The 15,075-nt window shown below is 61.4% G+C and carries 13 protein-coding genes; 10 read left to right on the top strand and 3 right to left on the bottom strand.

The genetic code is table 11. The features are described from left to right. Positions 1–39 precede the first annotated feature (39 nt). The 3 genes from FB598_RS03115 to FB598_RS03105 all read left to right on the top strand — a co-directional run bounded on the left by FB598_RS03115 (position 40) and on the right by FB598_RS03105 (position 4,827). A complete protein-coding gene (locus FB598_RS03115) occupies positions 40–972 on the top strand; it encodes a family 2A encapsulin nanocompartment shell protein (RefSeq protein ID WP_141912700.1) in 933 nt (310 codons plus the stop codon). Positions 973–1,020: 48 nt separating this feature from the next. After that, on the top strand, positions 1,021–2,784 hold the full coding sequence (locus tag FB598_RS03110; protein WP_221292319.1) for a family 2A encapsulin nanocompartment cargo protein cysteine desulfurase: 1,764 nt from the start codon (positions 1,021–1,023) through the stop codon (positions 2,782–2,784). Between the two features lie 351 nt (positions 2,785–3,135). Then, complete coding sequence (locus tag FB598_RS03105; RefSeq protein WP_141912695.1) at positions 3,136–4,827, top strand: methyl-accepting chemotaxis protein; 1,692 nt, start codon at positions 3,136–3,138, stop codon at positions 4,825–4,827. A gap of 171 nt (positions 4,828–4,998) precedes the next feature. On the opposite strand, the gene FB598_RS03100 is transcribed toward FB598_RS03105, so the two are convergent. After that, positions 4,999–6,123: an MFS transporter gene (locus tag FB598_RS03100; protein ID WP_255463909.1), complete on the bottom strand. Its 1,125-nt coding sequence runs from the start codon at positions 6,121–6,123 to the stop codon at positions 4,999–5,001. Between the two features lie 192 nt (positions 6,124–6,315). On the opposite strand from FB598_RS03100, the gene FB598_RS03095 reads away from it, so the two are divergent. Further along, positions 6,316–7,308, top strand: coding sequence for a LysR family transcriptional regulator (locus FB598_RS03095; RefSeq protein WP_141912690.1), 993 nt, complete (start codon positions 6,316–6,318; stop codon positions 7,306–7,308). A gap of 185 nt (positions 7,309–7,493) precedes the next feature. Here FB598_RS03095 and FB598_RS03090 read toward each other — a convergent pair whose 3' ends face one another. Next, positions 7,494–8,456, bottom strand: a complete 963-nt coding sequence (locus tag FB598_RS03090; RefSeq protein WP_141912688.1) for a Dyp-type peroxidase — start codon at positions 8,454–8,456, stop codon at positions 7,494–7,496. Positions 8,457–8,958: 502 nt separating this feature from the next. Between FB598_RS03090 and FB598_RS03085 the strand changes: the two genes are divergently transcribed. The 6 genes from FB598_RS03085 to FB598_RS03060 all read left to right on the top strand — a co-directional run bounded on the left by FB598_RS03085 (position 8,959) and on the right by FB598_RS03060 (position 14,002). Then, positions 8,959–9,507, top strand: coding sequence for a response regulator transcription factor (locus tag FB598_RS03085; RefSeq protein ID WP_255463910.1), 549 nt, complete (start codon positions 8,959–8,961; stop codon positions 9,505–9,507). Next, the gene (locus FB598_RS03080) at positions 9,500–10,150 is read left to right on the top strand and encodes a GGDEF domain-containing protein (RefSeq protein WP_183405755.1); all 651 of its coding nucleotides are present in this window, start codon (positions 9,500–9,502) and stop codon (positions 10,148–10,150) included. The genes FB598_RS03085 and FB598_RS03080 overlap by 8 nt, the downstream gene beginning before the upstream one ends. Positions 10,151–10,465: 315 nt before the next feature. After that, the gene (locus FB598_RS03075; protein WP_141913338.1) at positions 10,466–11,599 is read left to right on the top strand and encodes an ABC transporter permease; all 1,134 of its coding nucleotides are present in this window, start codon (positions 10,466–10,468) and stop codon (positions 11,597–11,599) included. Continuing rightward, positions 11,593–12,444, top strand: coding sequence for an ABC transporter ATP-binding protein (locus FB598_RS03070; protein WP_141912684.1), 852 nt, complete (start codon positions 11,593–11,595; stop codon positions 12,442–12,444). The genes FB598_RS03075 and FB598_RS03070 overlap by 7 nt, the downstream gene beginning before the upstream one ends. Before the next feature lie 2 nt (positions 12,445–12,446). Next, positions 12,447–13,364, top strand: a complete 918-nt coding sequence (locus tag FB598_RS03065) for an MlaD family protein (protein WP_141912682.1) — start codon at positions 12,447–12,449, stop codon at positions 13,362–13,364. Continuing rightward, complete coding sequence (locus FB598_RS03060; RefSeq protein ID WP_141912680.1) at positions 13,361–14,002, top strand: ABC-type transport auxiliary lipoprotein family protein; 642 nt, start codon at positions 13,361–13,363, stop codon at positions 14,000–14,002. Before FB598_RS03065 ends, FB598_RS03060 begins: the two co-directional genes overlap by 4 nt. A 94-nt stretch (positions 14,003–14,096) precedes the next feature. On the opposite strand, the gene FB598_RS03055 is transcribed toward FB598_RS03060, so the two are convergent. Beyond that, positions 14,097–15,038 (bottom strand): LysR family transcriptional regulator, encoded by a 942-nt coding sequence (locus tag FB598_RS03055; protein WP_141912678.1) that lies wholly within the window; start codon positions 15,036–15,038, stop codon positions 14,097–14,099. Between the last annotated feature and the right edge of the window lie 37 nt (positions 15,039–15,075).

Here is a 15,075-nt window from a genome sequence, read left to right as displayed (position 1 = left end):
CACACACTTTCCCCTTAACCCACCCATATTGGAGTCCAGATGTCGGCAACAGTCGGCGGTACCACCGCACTCGGCGATAACGCAGCAAGGCAACTAGCCAACGCCACCAAAACCGCGCCCCAACTCGAAACCATCAGCCCGCGCTGGTTGACGCATCTGTTGCAATGGGTTCCGGTGGAGGCCGGCATCTATCGCCTGAACAAGGTCAGGAATCCGGAATCGATCAAGGTCACCTGCACCGCGCGCGAAGAGGAAAACCAGTTGCCGCGCACCTTCGTCGACTACGAGGAGCAACCGCGCGAGTATTTCCTGAATGCGGTGTCCACCATCCTCGACGTGCATACCCGCGTCTCGGACCTGTACAGCAGCCCGCACGACCAGATCAAGGAACAGTTGCGCCTGACCATCGAGACCATCAAGGAAAACCAGGAAAGCGAACTGATCAACAACCCCGACTACGGCCTGCTGGCCCAGGTGACGGAGGAGCAGCGCATCTTCCCGCTGACCGGCGCGCCGACCCCGGACGACCTCGACGAGCTGCTGACCAAGGTCTGGAAAGAGCCGGCCTTCTTCCTGGCGCATCCGCTGGCGATTGCCGCCTTCGGCCGCGAAGCCACCCGCCGCGGCACGCCGCCGCCGACCATCAGCCTGTTCGGTTCGCAGTTCATCACCTGGCGCGGCGTCCCGCTGATCCCGTCGGACAAGGTGCCGGTGGCCGACGGCAAGAGCAAGATCCTGCTCTTGCGCGTGGGCGACAAGCGCCAGGGCGTGGTCGGCCTGTTCCAGCCGGGCCTGCCGGGCGAACAGAGCCCGGGCCTGTCGGTACGCTTCATGGGCATCAACAACCATGCGATCTCGTCGTACCTGATCTCGCTGTATTGCTCGCTGGCGGTGCTGACCAGCGATGCGCTGGCGGTGCTGGACGACGTCGAGATCAACAAGTACCACGACTATCCCGACACCTACAAATAAGAGGACGCAATCGTGAGCATCCCCTCTTCCGCTCCCGCCGGGCCGGGCCTGCCGCCGGCCGCGGCAGTGCCGGATGCGTCGGCGGCGCCGTTCGACCCGGCGCTGCTGGCGCGCCTGGCCACGGAACTGTTCGCCGCGCCTCCGCTTTCAGTTCCATTTGCGCCGCATGGCGTGCAGGCGCCGGCCAATATCGCGCCGCCGGCCTCGCCGCTGTCCGGCCCGGCCGGCTTCGGCCAGGGCGTTCCCGGCACCGCCATTCCCCAGGGACTGGCGCCGGGCGTCAACCTGATCCCGTCGTCGCCGCACCAGGTGCTGTCGCTGGGCAACCGCGCGCCATCGCTGGCGCCGGCCGCGCAAGCCGGCAACGGCGTGCCCGACAAGGCGCTGTCGGCCTTGCCGGCTTATGAGCCGCGCCTGGGCGGCGCCGTCACCGGCGTGCCGCAGACGGCCTCGCCGGCGGCGGCCTTGCCAGCGGCCGATACCGGCTATTACTTCCTCGACGGCGGCCACGGCCATCCCTCGGCAGGCACGCCGCCCAAGCAGGACCCGCACAACCGCGCGCCGCTGGCCGGCAGCGGCCGGCATCCTGCGTTCGACGTGCATGCGGTGCGGCGCGACTTTCCGATCCTGCAAGAGCGCGTCAACGGCCGCCAGCTGATCTGGTTCGACAACGCCGCCACCACGCACAAGCCGCAGTCGGTGATCGACCGCATCAGCGAGTTCTACCGCCGCGAAAACTCCAACATCCACCGCGCCGCGCATGAACTGGCCGCGCGCGCCACCGATGCCTACGAAGGCGCGCGCGAACGGGTGCGCGGCTTCATCAACGCGCCGGACGTGAACGAAGTCATCTTCGTGCGCGGCACCACCGAGGCCATCAACCTGGTGGCCAAGAGCTGGAGCGCCAAACACGTCGGCGCCGGCGACGAGATCATCGTCTCGCACCTGGAACACCACGCCAACATCGTCCCCTGGCAGCAACTGGCGGCCGAGAAAGGCGCCAGGCTGCGGGTGATCCCGGTGGACGATTCGGGGCAGGTCTTGCTGGACGAATATGCCAAGCTGCTCAACGACCGCACCAAAATCGTGGCCGTCACGCAAGTCTCGAACGCGCTGGGCACGGTCACGCCGGTCAAGGAAATCGTCGAACTGGCGCATCGCGCCGGCGCCAAAGCGTTGGTCGACGGCGCGCAATCGGTGTCGCACATGCGCACCGACGTGCAGGCGCTGAGAGCGGACTTCTTCGTGTTCTCCGGCCACAAGGTGTTCGGGCCGACCGGCATCGGCGTGCTCTGGGGCAAGCGCGCAGTGCTGGAAGACATGCCGCCCTGGCAAGGCGGCGGCAACATGATCGCCGACGTCACCTTCGAGAAGACCGTGTTCCAGCCGCTGCCCAATACCTTTGAAGCCGGTACCGGCAACATCGCCGACGCCGTCGGCCTGGGGGCGGCGATCGACTATGTCAACCGCATCGGCATCGAGAACATCGCCGGCTATGAGCATGCGCTGCTTGAGTACGGCATGCAAAAGCTGGGCGAGATCAAGGGCCTGCGGCTGATCGGCACGGCCGCGCACAAGGCCAGCGTGATGTCCTTCGTGCTGGACGGCTATTCGACCGAGGAAGTCGGCAAGGCGCTCAACCAGGAAGGCATCGCGGTGCGCACCGGCCACCACTGCGCCCAACCGATCCTGCGCCGCTTCGGCGTGGAGACCACCGTGCGTCCGTCGCTGGCGTTCTATAACACCTTCGACGAGATCGACTGCCTGCTGGCTGTCGTCAGGCGCCTGGCCGCCCAGCGCGGCAAGCACTGAAGGCGCAGGAGTACGGCAGATGGCCCGGATGCAGCAAGGGCCATCTGCCGCCCCCTGATGCTCAGGGCCAGCAGCCCATCGCGCTCCTGGTCGCCGATACTTCCCCACCTCCCCGACGCCCTCCCGGCGCAACGGCCCGTTCCGTCTCCTGAACCGATATCCCGCTAACGACGCCTTCTCCCGCCTCCGGACTGCGACAGCTATTGCATTGCTGGAAAGAAATACGCACAATCAGCACCAAATGTGTGCGCCGCTGCGGCTTGCCATCCATGGCGCCGGCATTCACCTTCCACACACTCGCCTGACAGCCGGTTTCAACAGTTTTTTCACGACGTCAAAAAGGGGAAGAAAATGCGCATAACAAACTTGAAAATTGGTACACGCCTGGGCATCGGCTTTGGATTTCTGGTGGTGTTGTTGATGGCAATGGCAACACTGGGCACCTCACGGCTGTTTCTGCTCAATTCGCAGATGGACGATGTCATCAACGACAAATATCCTAAAACCGTACTGGCCAACGAGATCATCGACAAGGTCAACCTGATCGCGCGCGCTTCGCGCAACATATTGCTGATGACCGATACCGGACAGACCGGCAAGGAAATACAGGTGATCCATGAGGCCAGCCAGAAGACCCAGGCTGCAATCGAGAAACTCGACGGCATGATCAAGGGAGACAAGGGGCGCGCCCTGATGAAGGACATCCTGGAAGCGCGTACGCAATACAATGCCAAGCGCGACGAGGTGTTGCGGCTGGTCCAGGAAGGCGCCAGGAACGAGGCCACCATTCTCTTGCTGGAAACCGTCCGCCCCTTGCAATTGGGCTACATGAACACGGTTGAAAAATTGATCGCGCACCAGAACCAGTTGATGCACGAGTCCGGTGAAGATGCCAAGACCGAGTACCGGGAAGCGCGCAACCTGATGATCGCCCTGGGCACGATGGCCATCGCGTTCGCCGTGCTGACGGCCTGGCTGGTCACGCGCAGCATCACCTGGCCGCTCAACCGCGCCGTCAAGGTGGCGCAAACCGTCGCCGCCGGGGACCTGACATCGCAAATCGACGCCACCGGCAAGGATGAAACCGGGCAGCTGCTGCGCGCGTTGCGGACCATGAATGACAATCTCCTTAATATCGTCACGCAGGTACGCCTGGGCACCGACACCATTTCCACCGCCTCGACCCAGATCGCCGCCGGCAACCTGGACCTCTCCAGCCGTACCGAGGAACAGGCCAGCTCGCTCGAAGAAACGGCCTCCTCCATGGAACAGCTGACTAGCGCGGTCAAGCAGAATGCCGAACATGCGCGCGAAGCGAACCAACTTGCCATCTCGGCTTCGGCCGTGGCAGTCGAAGGCGGCAACGTCGTCGGCCAGGTGGTCGACACGATGACGGCCATCAATGAATCGTCGCGCAAGATTGTCGATATCATCGGCGTGATCGACGGCATTGCCTTCCAGACCAACATCCTGGCCTTGAATGCCGCCGTGGAAGCGGCGCGCGCGGGCGAGCAGGGCCGCGGCTTCGCGGTCGTGGCCAGCGAAGTGCGCACGCTGGCGCAGCGCAGCGCCGCCGCAGCCAAGGAGATCAAGTCGCTCATCGACGACTCGGTCGACAAGGTCGACTCCGGCAGCAAACTGGTCGGACAGGCAGGCCAGACCATGAACGAAGTGGTGGCCAGCGTCAAACGCGTGACCGACATCGTCGGTGAAATCACCGACGCCAGCCGAGAACAAGGCGAAGGGATCGAACAGGTCAACCAGGCGGTTTCGCAAATGGACCAGGTCACGCAGCAGAATGCGGCACTGGTCGAAGAAGCAGCGGCCGCCGCACAGTCCTTGCAGCATCAGGCGTCCAACCTGTCCCAGATCGTTGGCGTGTTCAAGATCGACAGCAACCGCCTGGCGCACGATACCACTGCCGCGCCCGAACAATACGCCCGCAATATCACACCCAAGCCGCCCACCCTGACGCGTGACGACGGGAAAAAACGCCTGGCGCCAGCCGCTACGGCGGCCAAGGACGACTGGGAACAATTCTAACGATCGCCCCCGGACACACCCGCTGATGCGGGTGTGTTCATCACGTGCTTACCTTCGCCCATGAGGGCGCGGCTCACGGCAACCATTGATCTCACGCTCAGGAACAGCGGTCTGCCATTTCGATGTCTCTTATCGGCCAAGAACAAACCTTCCATGCCTCGCCATTCTTGTTCAACGGCTGCGGGCGCCCGGTGCAAATCCGGCACGTGAAGCCTGCCAAGCCACCGTCGCAGCGGTCGCCAGCATCACGACAACCGCAACAGGCAACATCCCGGCGCCCCCGCTCTGCAACAACACGCCCCCCACCCCGCTGCTGGCGGCAAACGCCAGATTGAACACCGTGACGAGTATCGACTGCGCACTGTCTGCATGCTCTCCGGCATGATCGGCAAGTGCTGTTTGCAGCAGCGTGGGAGCCCCTCCGAAACTTAAGCCCCAGGTGGCAATGGCAACATAGATGAGCACGGAGTTGGCGGGTTCGAGGCTAAGCACTGCCGCTGTCGCTGTAAAGACCGCCAGACATCCGAGCACGAGGTAACGCAGCCAACGGTCGATCATCATGCCGACCAGCCAATTTCCGGCCACCGCACTTAGCCCGAACAGCAGCAATGCCGGCTCCAGCAGGCGTGCGAAACCTAGCCATGCAAGCAGCGAAGCTATGTAGGTATATAGCAGGTAGTGAGCGAATATCCAGAGCGCCAACACCAGCAGGATCGGACGCATACCGGGCTGCATGACTAGCTGCGCCAATCGCATGCGCCGATGCTCCGGCTCGCCGTCGAATTGCGGAACGGCGGCATATACCCATGCAATCAGGCTGACGCCCATCGCGGCCAGGAGGAAGAACACGCTGCGCCAGCCCGCCAATGCGCCCAGCCAACTGCCCAGCGGCATCCCCAGGGCCAGCGCCAGTGGAATACCGGCCATCGCCAGCGCCATGGCACCACCTTGTCGCTCGGACGTCACCAGGCGGCGCGCATACCCGGCCAGGAGACTCCAGGTCACGCCAGTTGCCAGGCCGATCACCAATCGGGAGAGCAAAGCTAGCGGGTAACAATCCGTCGCAGCAGTCACCACATTACCCACCACGAAAACCAGCAGCGCTGCCACCAGCAACCGGCGTCTCTGCCATCCTGCCGTCAGGGACGTCAGTGGGATGGCAGCCAGTCCGGCGCCGAAGGCACAGCAAGTGACTAACTGGCCGGCGCCCGCCTGCGAGATGCCAAAATCTGCGGCAATCCTTGGCAGCAATCCAGCCGGCATGCTCTCATTTGCGGTGGCAATGAAACTGGCCATCGTCAACGCCAGGAGACTGGGTAAGGGGAATCCCCGGCTTCCTGGCTCGCCGGCGCTCATATGAGTTAAGTTCGATTGTTTCGTCACCGTAGGCCCTTTCACCATCTTCCAAGTCAGGGATACAGTGTGATTTAATAATTTAAAATTGATAATTAGCTCAATATTTGAATTACCTTCAAAACCAAATGAATAATGGCCACTGATCGACTTGGCGACATGCGCCTTTTTGCCGATACCGCCGTACTGGGAAGTTTGTCCGCCGCCGGCCGCAAGCTTGGCCTCTCGCCAGCGGCGGCCAGCGCCAGGCTCCTCAAGCTGGAGACGGCACTGCATGCGAAGCTCTTTCATCGGTCTACACGCAAGCTTCGCCTGACCGAGGAGGGGCGGGTTTATCTCCGCTATTGCAAGATCGCGCTGGAGGCCATCGACGATGCCGAGGCAGAACTCCTGGCAAACACGCGCGAAATCAGCGGCAAGATTCGTATTTCTGCCTCCGCTGATTTTGGGCGTCGCACCCTCAAGCCATGGCTGGACGAATTCTGCCGCCAGCATCCCCATCTGAAAATCGCACTCAGCCTGTCGGATGGATTGGCAGATTTGCTGCGAGACGACATCGACCTGGCCATTCGTTTTGGCATGCCCGCCGAAGGCACATTGGCCACGCGTCGTCTGGCGCCGAACTGGCGAGTGCTTTGCGCCACCCCAGCGTATTTGGCACGACATGGAACGCCGCAGACCGTGGAAGATCTCGCGCACCACGATTTTGTTTTACTGTCGACTAGCGCCGGACCGTTGAGCGAACTACGCTTCCAGAAAAATGGGCATCGGCAGTGTTTCGACATTCCTTTAGCGCGCGCTTGGGAAACCAATGATGGCGCCCTAGCTCGGGAATGGATGCTGGACGGTAAAGGGCTGGCCAGGAAAACCATCTGGGATGCCATCGACGACATCCGCTGTGGAAAAATCACATCCGTGCTTGACCAACATGGCATCGAAGAAGCAGGCGTCCATGCGGTTTTTCACGCCGGCACGTTGATGCCTGCACGCGTACGTGCGCTGCTCGACTTCCTGGTGATCCGGTTCGATCGGGCAACCTCGGAACTGTTGAGCGTGGTGCATGCTCCCGGAAAAGCGGGTGTCGCCACCAAGGCAACCACGCCAAAAAGGCTTGCATCGAAAAAGTAAGAGGCAGTGCAATGCTGAGGTAAAGGAAAAACAGGAAAAACGACATCCATGGAACGTCCAGAGCAATCTGCCAATCAGCCGGTGGTTAACTGTCTTGCGATCGACTCATGTCATTGAATCGAGGCCATCTTCGAACTTCTGGCGCACCGGAATGTTGAACCATCGGGAATGAAGAATTTACGAACCTAGTCGCTATCTTCCGGCGCGATCCCCGCGCTCGCCAAGGCATCCAAACTTGGCACGAAATAGATCGCGGAAGAAAGAGGCGTGGAAAAATCCAGCAACCGATCAGTCTGTTCAATCCCGTCGGGGCCGACCCCATACATCTGCTCAAGCATTCCCAGCGTCACGGAAATATCGCTGCAAAAGCCTACGAACATGATGCCCGACTCCCGCGCATTGCCATAATTGGCATTGCGCCGGACGATATCCATTTCCTCGCCATTCCTCCGGAACTGGTTTCTGCCGACATGGGAATTGCCAGGCAACGGATCCAGTTCGTGGCTTCCGGCCTTGGTTCGCCCCCAGACGCCTTCGGCCTCGCGCACGGGAAGGGCCTTCAGTTTGTCCACGTCCATGGACCATTTCTGCACCAGTACCGTCGAGCCGCCCGCGCCCTTCTCGCCGTCGGCAATGATCGCAACGCTATTGGCGCGGAACGGATTGGGATTGGCCACGCCATCGGCGAACCCATCGAAGGTCACATTGTTATGGTAGGGAAAGCAGACCTGTTCGCTCACCAGGGTGGCAAAAGGACGCAGCAGCGCCACCGTCTTGCTCATGCTGTCATAGAGCGTGGCCGCATTCGATTGCGTGATCCAGATCCAAAAATCCTGCTGGGTCGCGGGTGCGACCATGCCATTGATGCCGACCAGATCCTGGTCGAAGGAATGCAGGTTATCCGGAATATCCTCAGGAAACATCCCCCGCCACAGCTCCGGCCTGACGCCCAGGACAACATTCGCCGTCCCGCCGGCCAGCTGGTGGTGCCGGTCCAGCGTCGGATCCGCGATGCCTGTTATCTCCGCTTCCCACAGTTTGCCCAGCACCTTGAACAGGTCGCGGACATCGGTATTCTGCTTTAACGCAAACTGCAAATGAATCTCATCACGGGCCACGACCGACAGCATTGTTTGTGGAATTGCCATTTTCCTGATCTCGCCTTATCGCCCACTTGGTTATCAACGCACTACCCCCGCAAAAACCTCTTCGTGCAGGATGACAAGATAACTTATCTCGCCATGGCTGCCTATCTGCCTCCCCAATGCGCAAATATAAGCCTTACGGCGCCATCCGGATCAAATCGATTTTCCGGCAGAAGGATAACGGCATGCCGGCCCACGAATATTGCCATGAAAAAATCTTATCGAGATTTTCTGTGAATATATCCCTGACGAAAAGAATGTATAACGTAACTATTAGTTAATAGCTCATCCGGTGAGAGCGCCAGTAACAGCGTATTTCGGTTTGGGGGATGTGAATCGACGTGGCCGTCTTAATCGTAGAGCACTCGAACGAGGGATCAGCGAGCATACGAAAAGCTCTTCATTCCATGGGACTTCCCATGAGATCTGTCTCCTCTGTTTTTCAATTGGATGTTGAGATTCAAAAAAAAAGCCCTCAATCATCGTCATTGAGGCTTCCCGAGCCATGGGCGATTTCCTGCCGCTGATTGCCAATTTGCGCCAGAAATTTCCCATGCTGGGGATCGTGGTGATCGCTGAGAATGTTGACGAAGCGGCGCATGCCAGGGCATTGCATGACGGCGCCGACTATTTTCTCTACAAGCCGCTCAAGGATTCGGTTTTTCTGGCGACGATCCGTTCGTTCCTGCGGCGACTGCATATCCTGCCCGACTCCGCCCTCGACACGGCCGAGTCGTGGCGTTTGCATCGGCGCAACGGCACCCTGATCAGCCCTGGAAATGAACGCATCAAACTGAGCGACAGGGAATGCGCCGTATTGACTACCTTGTTTCTGAGTCCGCATTTTCCGGTCAGCTCCGAGCGCCTGCTGCATGCGCTCAATATGGCCGCGGATATTTTTGATCCGCATCGAATCGACACCATCATCTATCGGATCAGGAAAAAACTAAACCAGCTCAATCATTCGACATTCGAAATCAGGAACATTTACGGCAAAGGCTTCATCTGCGTTGGAACGAAAGAAAGTGCGATCTTTTATGTCTGGGATGGATAACAATCTGATTGGATACGTGAGCAGTCTCGTGCTTGTGACCGTAGGCCTGGGCCTCGCCTGCGCCAGGCTGGCCCGTATCGCAAGAGAACGGGATGACCTGGCAGCCAGGCTGGAGAAGTCGGCGGCGGCCAATGAAGAACTGAAAAAACTCGCGCTCTATGACTGGTTGACCGGGCTTCCCAATCGGCTGCTGCTGGAAGACCGCATCAACCAGGCAATCGCCAAGGCGCAAAGGGAACAGGGGCGCTTTGTCGTCCTCTTTCTCGACCTCGATTGCTTCAAGATGGTCAATGACAAGTTCGGCCACGCGACCGGCGATCTCCTGTTGAACCAGATCGCCTTGCGGCTTTCCGAGAATCTGCGCCATCACGACACCGTCGCGCGGATGGGTGGCGATGAATTTGTCGTCGTCGCCGAAGTCACCACATCGCAGGATATTTCCGCTATCTGCGACAAGGTCGCCAAGTCGTTTGCCAACCCGTTCCTCATTGCCGAAAAAACGCTGGCCATCCATGCCAGCATTGGCCGCGCGCAATATCCGGAAGACGGCCAATCCATCGAAGACTTGCTGTCGAAAGCGGATGACGGCATGTACAACCTGAAAAATGGCAAACGTCTCGATGCGAATTACATCATGGGGTGACTCGCCGCCAATGGCTGTGAGCGGGAACCCGCCCGAAACCGGCAATGCCGTTCAGCGACTGCCTGAACGGCATTTTCATTTGCAGCGGGAAGATGGCGCCGGTCCAGGCCGGACAGCGGCAAAGTCGCCTACCACGCCCTTACGGGAAACAGGGGAATGACTTAATATAGGCCCGAACTTGCCCGCAATCATCTGCATTGCCCCAACACACCGTTTTTAGCATGGCGACCTATCCCGCGTTAGCTTCGATGCCCCTTAACGTGCCCGACAACCGGCCACGACGACAAAAGCGCGCGTTCTACCGTGGGTGACACATTGGACACCGCCGCCACCCTGCATCTGGACACCACATCGAATCCGCCGCATCTGCATGCGGGTGGCGACTGGACCCTGCCTCACTACGGCAAGCTGAAAAACCAGATTGCCGCAATACGCCTGCCGGCGGCGCCCTTGAACATCAGCGTTGCACAACTCACCGCGCTCGATACTTCCGGCGCCGTCCTGCTGGCCGAACTGCTGGGCGCCCCGCGCGCGCGTGAACTGGCGCAAGACGGGAGCGGCCTGCCCGCCGCATGGCGTTCCTTGCTGGCCACGGTCGCCCAAGCGCTGGAGCAAACGTCGGCCGCGCCGCCGCCGGCCAAACATGGCTGGATCTCCGACCTGCTGGCGCGCATCGGCGCTGCCATGGTCGGCCTGCGCGCCAACACGGTGGCCTTGCTGGGCTTTACCGGCCTCACGCTCCAAACCCTGGCCGGCAGCCTGTTGCGCCCTTCCCGCTGGCGGCTGACGGCAACCGTCGCCCAGATTGAACAGACCGGCCTGGACGCCGTGCCGATCGTGGCCCTGCTCACCTTCATGGTGGGCGCGGTGATTGCCTTCCTTGGCGCCACGGTGCTGGCCAATTTCGGCGCCAGCATCTACACGGTCGACCTGGTGGCCTTCTCGTTCCTGCGCGAATTCGCCGTGCTGCTGACCGCCATTTTGATGGCCGGGCGCACGGCCAGCGCCTTTACCGCGCAGATCGGCTCGATGAAGGCCAATGAAGAAATCGACGCGATCCGCGCCCTGGGCCTGGACCCGTTGCAGATGCTGGTGCTGCCCCGCGTGCTGACCTTGCTGGTTGCCATGCCGGCATTGACCTTCGTCGCCATGATGTCGGGCATGCTCGGCGGCGCCATGGTGTGCGCGCTGACGCTCGATATCAGCCCGACCATGTTCATGACCTTGCTGCAGCAGGATGTCGGCATCCGGCATTTCTGGCTTGGCATGTGCAAGGCGCCGCTGTTCGCTTTCGTCATCGCGCTCATCGGTTGCCTGGAAGGCTTCAAGGTCAGCGGCAGCGCGCAATCGGTCGGCCAGCATACGACTTCAAGCGTGGTGCAGTCGATCTTCCTGGTCATCCTGCTCGACGCCGTGGCGGCATTGTTCTTTATGGAGATGGGATGGTGACCCCGGACAACGACCGCTATCCCGCCGCGTCCGGCAGCCGGACGGCGCCGGACGTGGTGATCGATGTAAACGGGCTGACCAACCGCTTCGGCCAGCAGACGGTACACGACAAGCTTGACCTGCAAGTGATGAAGGGAGAAATCCTGGGCGTCGTCGGCGGCTCCGGCACCGGCAAGTCGGTTCTCCTGCGCAGCATCGTCGGCCTGCAGAAGCCGGCCGCCGGCAACGTCCATGTCTTCGGCCAGAACCTGTCCGCGCTGGCGCCCGGGGAACGTTCCCGCTACGAACGCCGCTTCGGCGTCCTGTTTCAGCGCGGCGCCCTGTTCTCTTCACTCACGGTACTGGAAAACGTCGCCTTGCCGCTCATCGAATACGGCGGCCTGGCGGCCCGGGAAGCGCAGCACCTGGCTGCAGTCAAACTGGCGCTGGCCGGGCTCCCTCCGGGCGCCGGCGACAAGTATCCGGCCTCGCTGTCGGGCGGCATGGTCAAGCGGGCTGCGCTGGCCCGCGCCCTCGCGCTCGATCCCGATATCCTGTTTCTCGACGAACCTACTGCCGGCCTGGACCCGATCGGCGCCGCCGCCTTCGACAACCTGATCGTCACCCTGCGCGACGCGCTGGGGCTGACGGTCTTCCTGGTGACCCACGATCTGGATACACTGTACGCAATCTGCGACCGGGTAGCGGTGCTGTCGGCCAAACGGGTACTGGTCGTGGCCGATATCGACACGGTGGCGGCAACCCCGGATCCCTGGGTACACGATTATTTTCAAGGGCCGCGCGGCCGCGCAGCCAGTAAAGCCGCACTTGGCAATGCCGCACTTTCGCAGCAGGAACCACACTGACCATGGAAACACGCGCCCATCACGTCCTTATCGGACTCTTCACCATCCTGGTCGCCGCGGCGGCCTTGCTGTTCTGCCTGTGGCTCAACAAGTCCAGCGGCGACAAGAACATCAGCCATTACACGATCGTCTTCAATGAGGCCGTCAGCGGCCTGTCCAAAGGCAGCCCGGTGCAGTACAGCGGCATCAAGGTCGGCGACGTCTCCTCGCTGACCCTCGATCCGCAAGACCCGCGCAAAGTGCTGGCGCGCATCCGCATCGTCGGCAACGTCCCCATCAAGCAGGACACCGGCGCCAAGCTCGCCCTTGCCGGCATCACCGGGACATCCCTGATCCAGCTCACCAACGGCTCTCCGCAAAGCCCCAGACTGGAGGCCAAGGGCGACAGCGATCCGGTCATCATCGCCACGCCCTCGCCGCTGAGCGCGCTGCTGGCCAACGGCGAAGATGTCATGACCAACGTCAACGACGTGCTGCTCAACGCCAAGCAGTTCCTGGCCCCGGACAACGCCCGCCGTTTCGGCGAAACGCTGCAGCACCTGGAGAAAGTGACCGGCAGCCTGGCGGCCCAGAGCGATGGCCTGGGCCAACTGGTCCAGCAAATCGGCGACGCGTCGCAGCAAGCCAATGCCGCCATGCTGCAGGCCAACCGCCTGCTATCGCATCAAGGCACCGACGCCATGAACAACATGCAGCAAGCCATGGCATCGCTGGCGGCCAGCAGCAAACAGATCGAACAGTTGCTCAGCCAGAACCAGGGCGCACTCAACAGCGGCGCGCAAGGCCTTGCCGAGATCGGCCCGGCCGTCGCCGAACTGCGCAACACGCTGGCATCGGTCCGGGCCATCAGCCGCAAACTCGACAGCAATCCCGGCGGCTATCTGCTGGGGCAAGAAAAAATCCAGGAATTCCAGCCATGAGCCTCCTCTCCTTTCGTACCCTGTCGGCGGCATGGCTGCTCAGCCTGAGCGCCGCCTGCTCGATCCTGCCCAAGTCCGAACCGGTCGCCATCTACCGCTTGCCGGCGCTGGCCGCCGGCCAAGCCGTAGCCGCAGCCAGTACCCCGGCTGCGCCGGCCAGCCAGCGTTCGCTGAAGATCATCACGCCATACGGCGGCCGCGCCATCGACAGCGAACGCATACTGGTCCTGCCTGAGGGCAACCTGATCCAGTCTTATCAAGGCGCGCGCTGGAGCGACCCGGCGCCGGTCCTGTTGCGCAACCGGCTGTTGCAGGCGTTTTCCGCCGATGGCCGCACCCGCAACCTGTCGACCGACGACAACAACGTCGCGGCCGACCTGGAACTCGGCGGCGACCTGGTTGCCTTCCAGACGGAATACCGCAACGGGGCGCCGGTCGTCGTCATCCAGTTCAATGCGCGCATGGTCGATACCGCCAGCCGCCGGATCATTGCCGTGCGCAGTTTCAACGTCAGCCAGCCGGTTGCGGGAACCAAGGTGCCGGAAGTCGTCAATGCCTTCGGCGCCGCCAGCGGTGCGTTGGCAGCGGAAATTCTCGATTGGGTGACGGGTGCGCCGGGCATGCATGCCAAGTCCTGATATGCACTTAGTGGCAGCCCTCTGAGTCGACCAAGTCTCGCAAGCAAATAAACGCGCCGTCGTGAATGCTATTCCCCAGCATATCCGCGCAGAGTCAACGGCTGGCAACCGATAAATCAAGTCCAGAACGGTTAACTGTTCCAGCCAAGCGCACTTGTATCAATTCCAGCAGCGCCCGGACACGCGCAGTCACGGAATGGCGATGGCTGTATGCCCCCAGCAATTGCAGTGGCGCGGGACACAGGTCCAGTGGCACCTCCTGCAATCGTCCCGTAGCAAGGTCTTCCTGGCAGGGATAGGTCGCCACAATTGCGAAGCCGATGCCTTGCCGTGCGCCTGCCACGGCCAGTTCTCCGCTGTTGACGCGGTAGCGGCTGCGAACCGGCACCTTGACGATTTCGCCCGTAGCATCCTGAAACTGCCAGGGCTGGCCCTTCAGCGCACTGAGGGTGGTGATGCAGGGCAGAGACTTCAGTTCGCGCACATGGCGTGGCATGCCGGTCCTTGCCAGCAAGGAGGGAGCGGCAACCACGATGCTGGGCAGTGTGGCGAGTTCGCGGGTGATGAAGGCACTGTCCTCCTGATGGCCCCGGTGGAAGACGATGGAAAGGTCGACGTCCTCTCGAAGTACCTCCAGCCCGGTCATCCGCGTATCGCATTCGAGCTCGATACCTGGATGGAGGCTACAGAATTCGGCGATGATGGGAGCCAGCAGCCTTGGCGCTTCCCCAGGCATGCACATCTTCAGCGGACCACGCAGTTCGCGCTGTACCACACTAAGCTCTTCCTGCGTGGAGAGCAGGGTGTCGAGCAAGGGCTTTGCTCGTTCGTAGAGCAGCCGACCGGCTTCGGTCATCCGCAGGTGACGGGTGCTTCGCTCCAGCAAGCGTGTGCCAAGTCTGCGCTCCAGTGCGGCAATGTGGCGGCTGACGTTGGAGGAAGGCATGGCCAATAGACGCGACGCGCCAGCAAAGCTCTGCTCATCAACGACTGCCACATAGACGCGGACAGTATTCAGATCGAGGGCATCGCCCATTGATTATCCCGTTTGAGGTATGAAAACGTCCCATTTT

This window comes from Herbaspirillum sp. SJZ106, from assembly GCF_006715495.1.
In the GTDB taxonomy this organism is placed as follows: domain Bacteria; phylum Pseudomonadota; class Gammaproteobacteria; order Burkholderiales; family Burkholderiaceae_D; genus Herbaspirillum.
The sequence above is the reverse complement of the archived record's forward strand: the minus strand, read 5'-3'. Positions and strand labels throughout refer to the sequence as shown.

Coding starts and splice junctions, on each gene's coding strand:
- FB598_RS03115 (WP_141912700.1), top strand. CDS start 40: ATGTCGGCAACAGTCGGCGGTACCACCGCACTCGGCGATAACGCAGCA.
- FB598_RS03105 (WP_141912695.1), top strand. CDS start 3,136: ATGCGCATAACAAACTTGAAAATTGGTACACGCCTGGGCATCGGCTTT.
- FB598_RS03100 (WP_255463909.1), bottom strand. CDS start 6,123: ATGGCCAGTTTCATTGCCACCGCAAATGAGAGCATGCCGGCTGGATTG.
- FB598_RS03095 (WP_141912690.1), top strand. CDS start 6,316: ATGGCCACTGATCGACTTGGCGACATGCGCCTTTTTGCCGATACCGCC.
- FB598_RS03090 (WP_141912688.1), bottom strand. CDS start 8,456: ATGGCAATTCCACAAACAATGCTGTCGGTCGTGGCCCGTGATGAGATT.
- FB598_RS03085 (WP_255463910.1), top strand. CDS start 8,959: ATGGGCGATTTCCTGCCGCTGATTGCCAATTTGCGCCAGAAATTTCCC.
- FB598_RS03080 (WP_183405755.1), top strand. CDS start 9,500: ATGGATAACAATCTGATTGGATACGTGAGCAGTCTCGTGCTTGTGACC.
- FB598_RS03070 (WP_141912684.1), top strand. CDS start 11,593: ATGGTGACCCCGGACAACGACCGCTATCCCGCCGCGTCCGGCAGCCGG.
- FB598_RS03065 (WP_141912682.1), top strand. CDS start 12,447: ATGGAAACACGCGCCCATCACGTCCTTATCGGACTCTTCACCATCCTG.
- FB598_RS03060 (WP_141912680.1), top strand. CDS start 13,361: ATGAGCCTCCTCTCCTTTCGTACCCTGTCGGCGGCATGGCTGCTCAGC.
- FB598_RS03055 (WP_141912678.1), bottom strand. CDS start 15,038: ATGGGCGATGCCCTCGATCTGAATACTGTCCGCGTCTATGTGGCAGTC.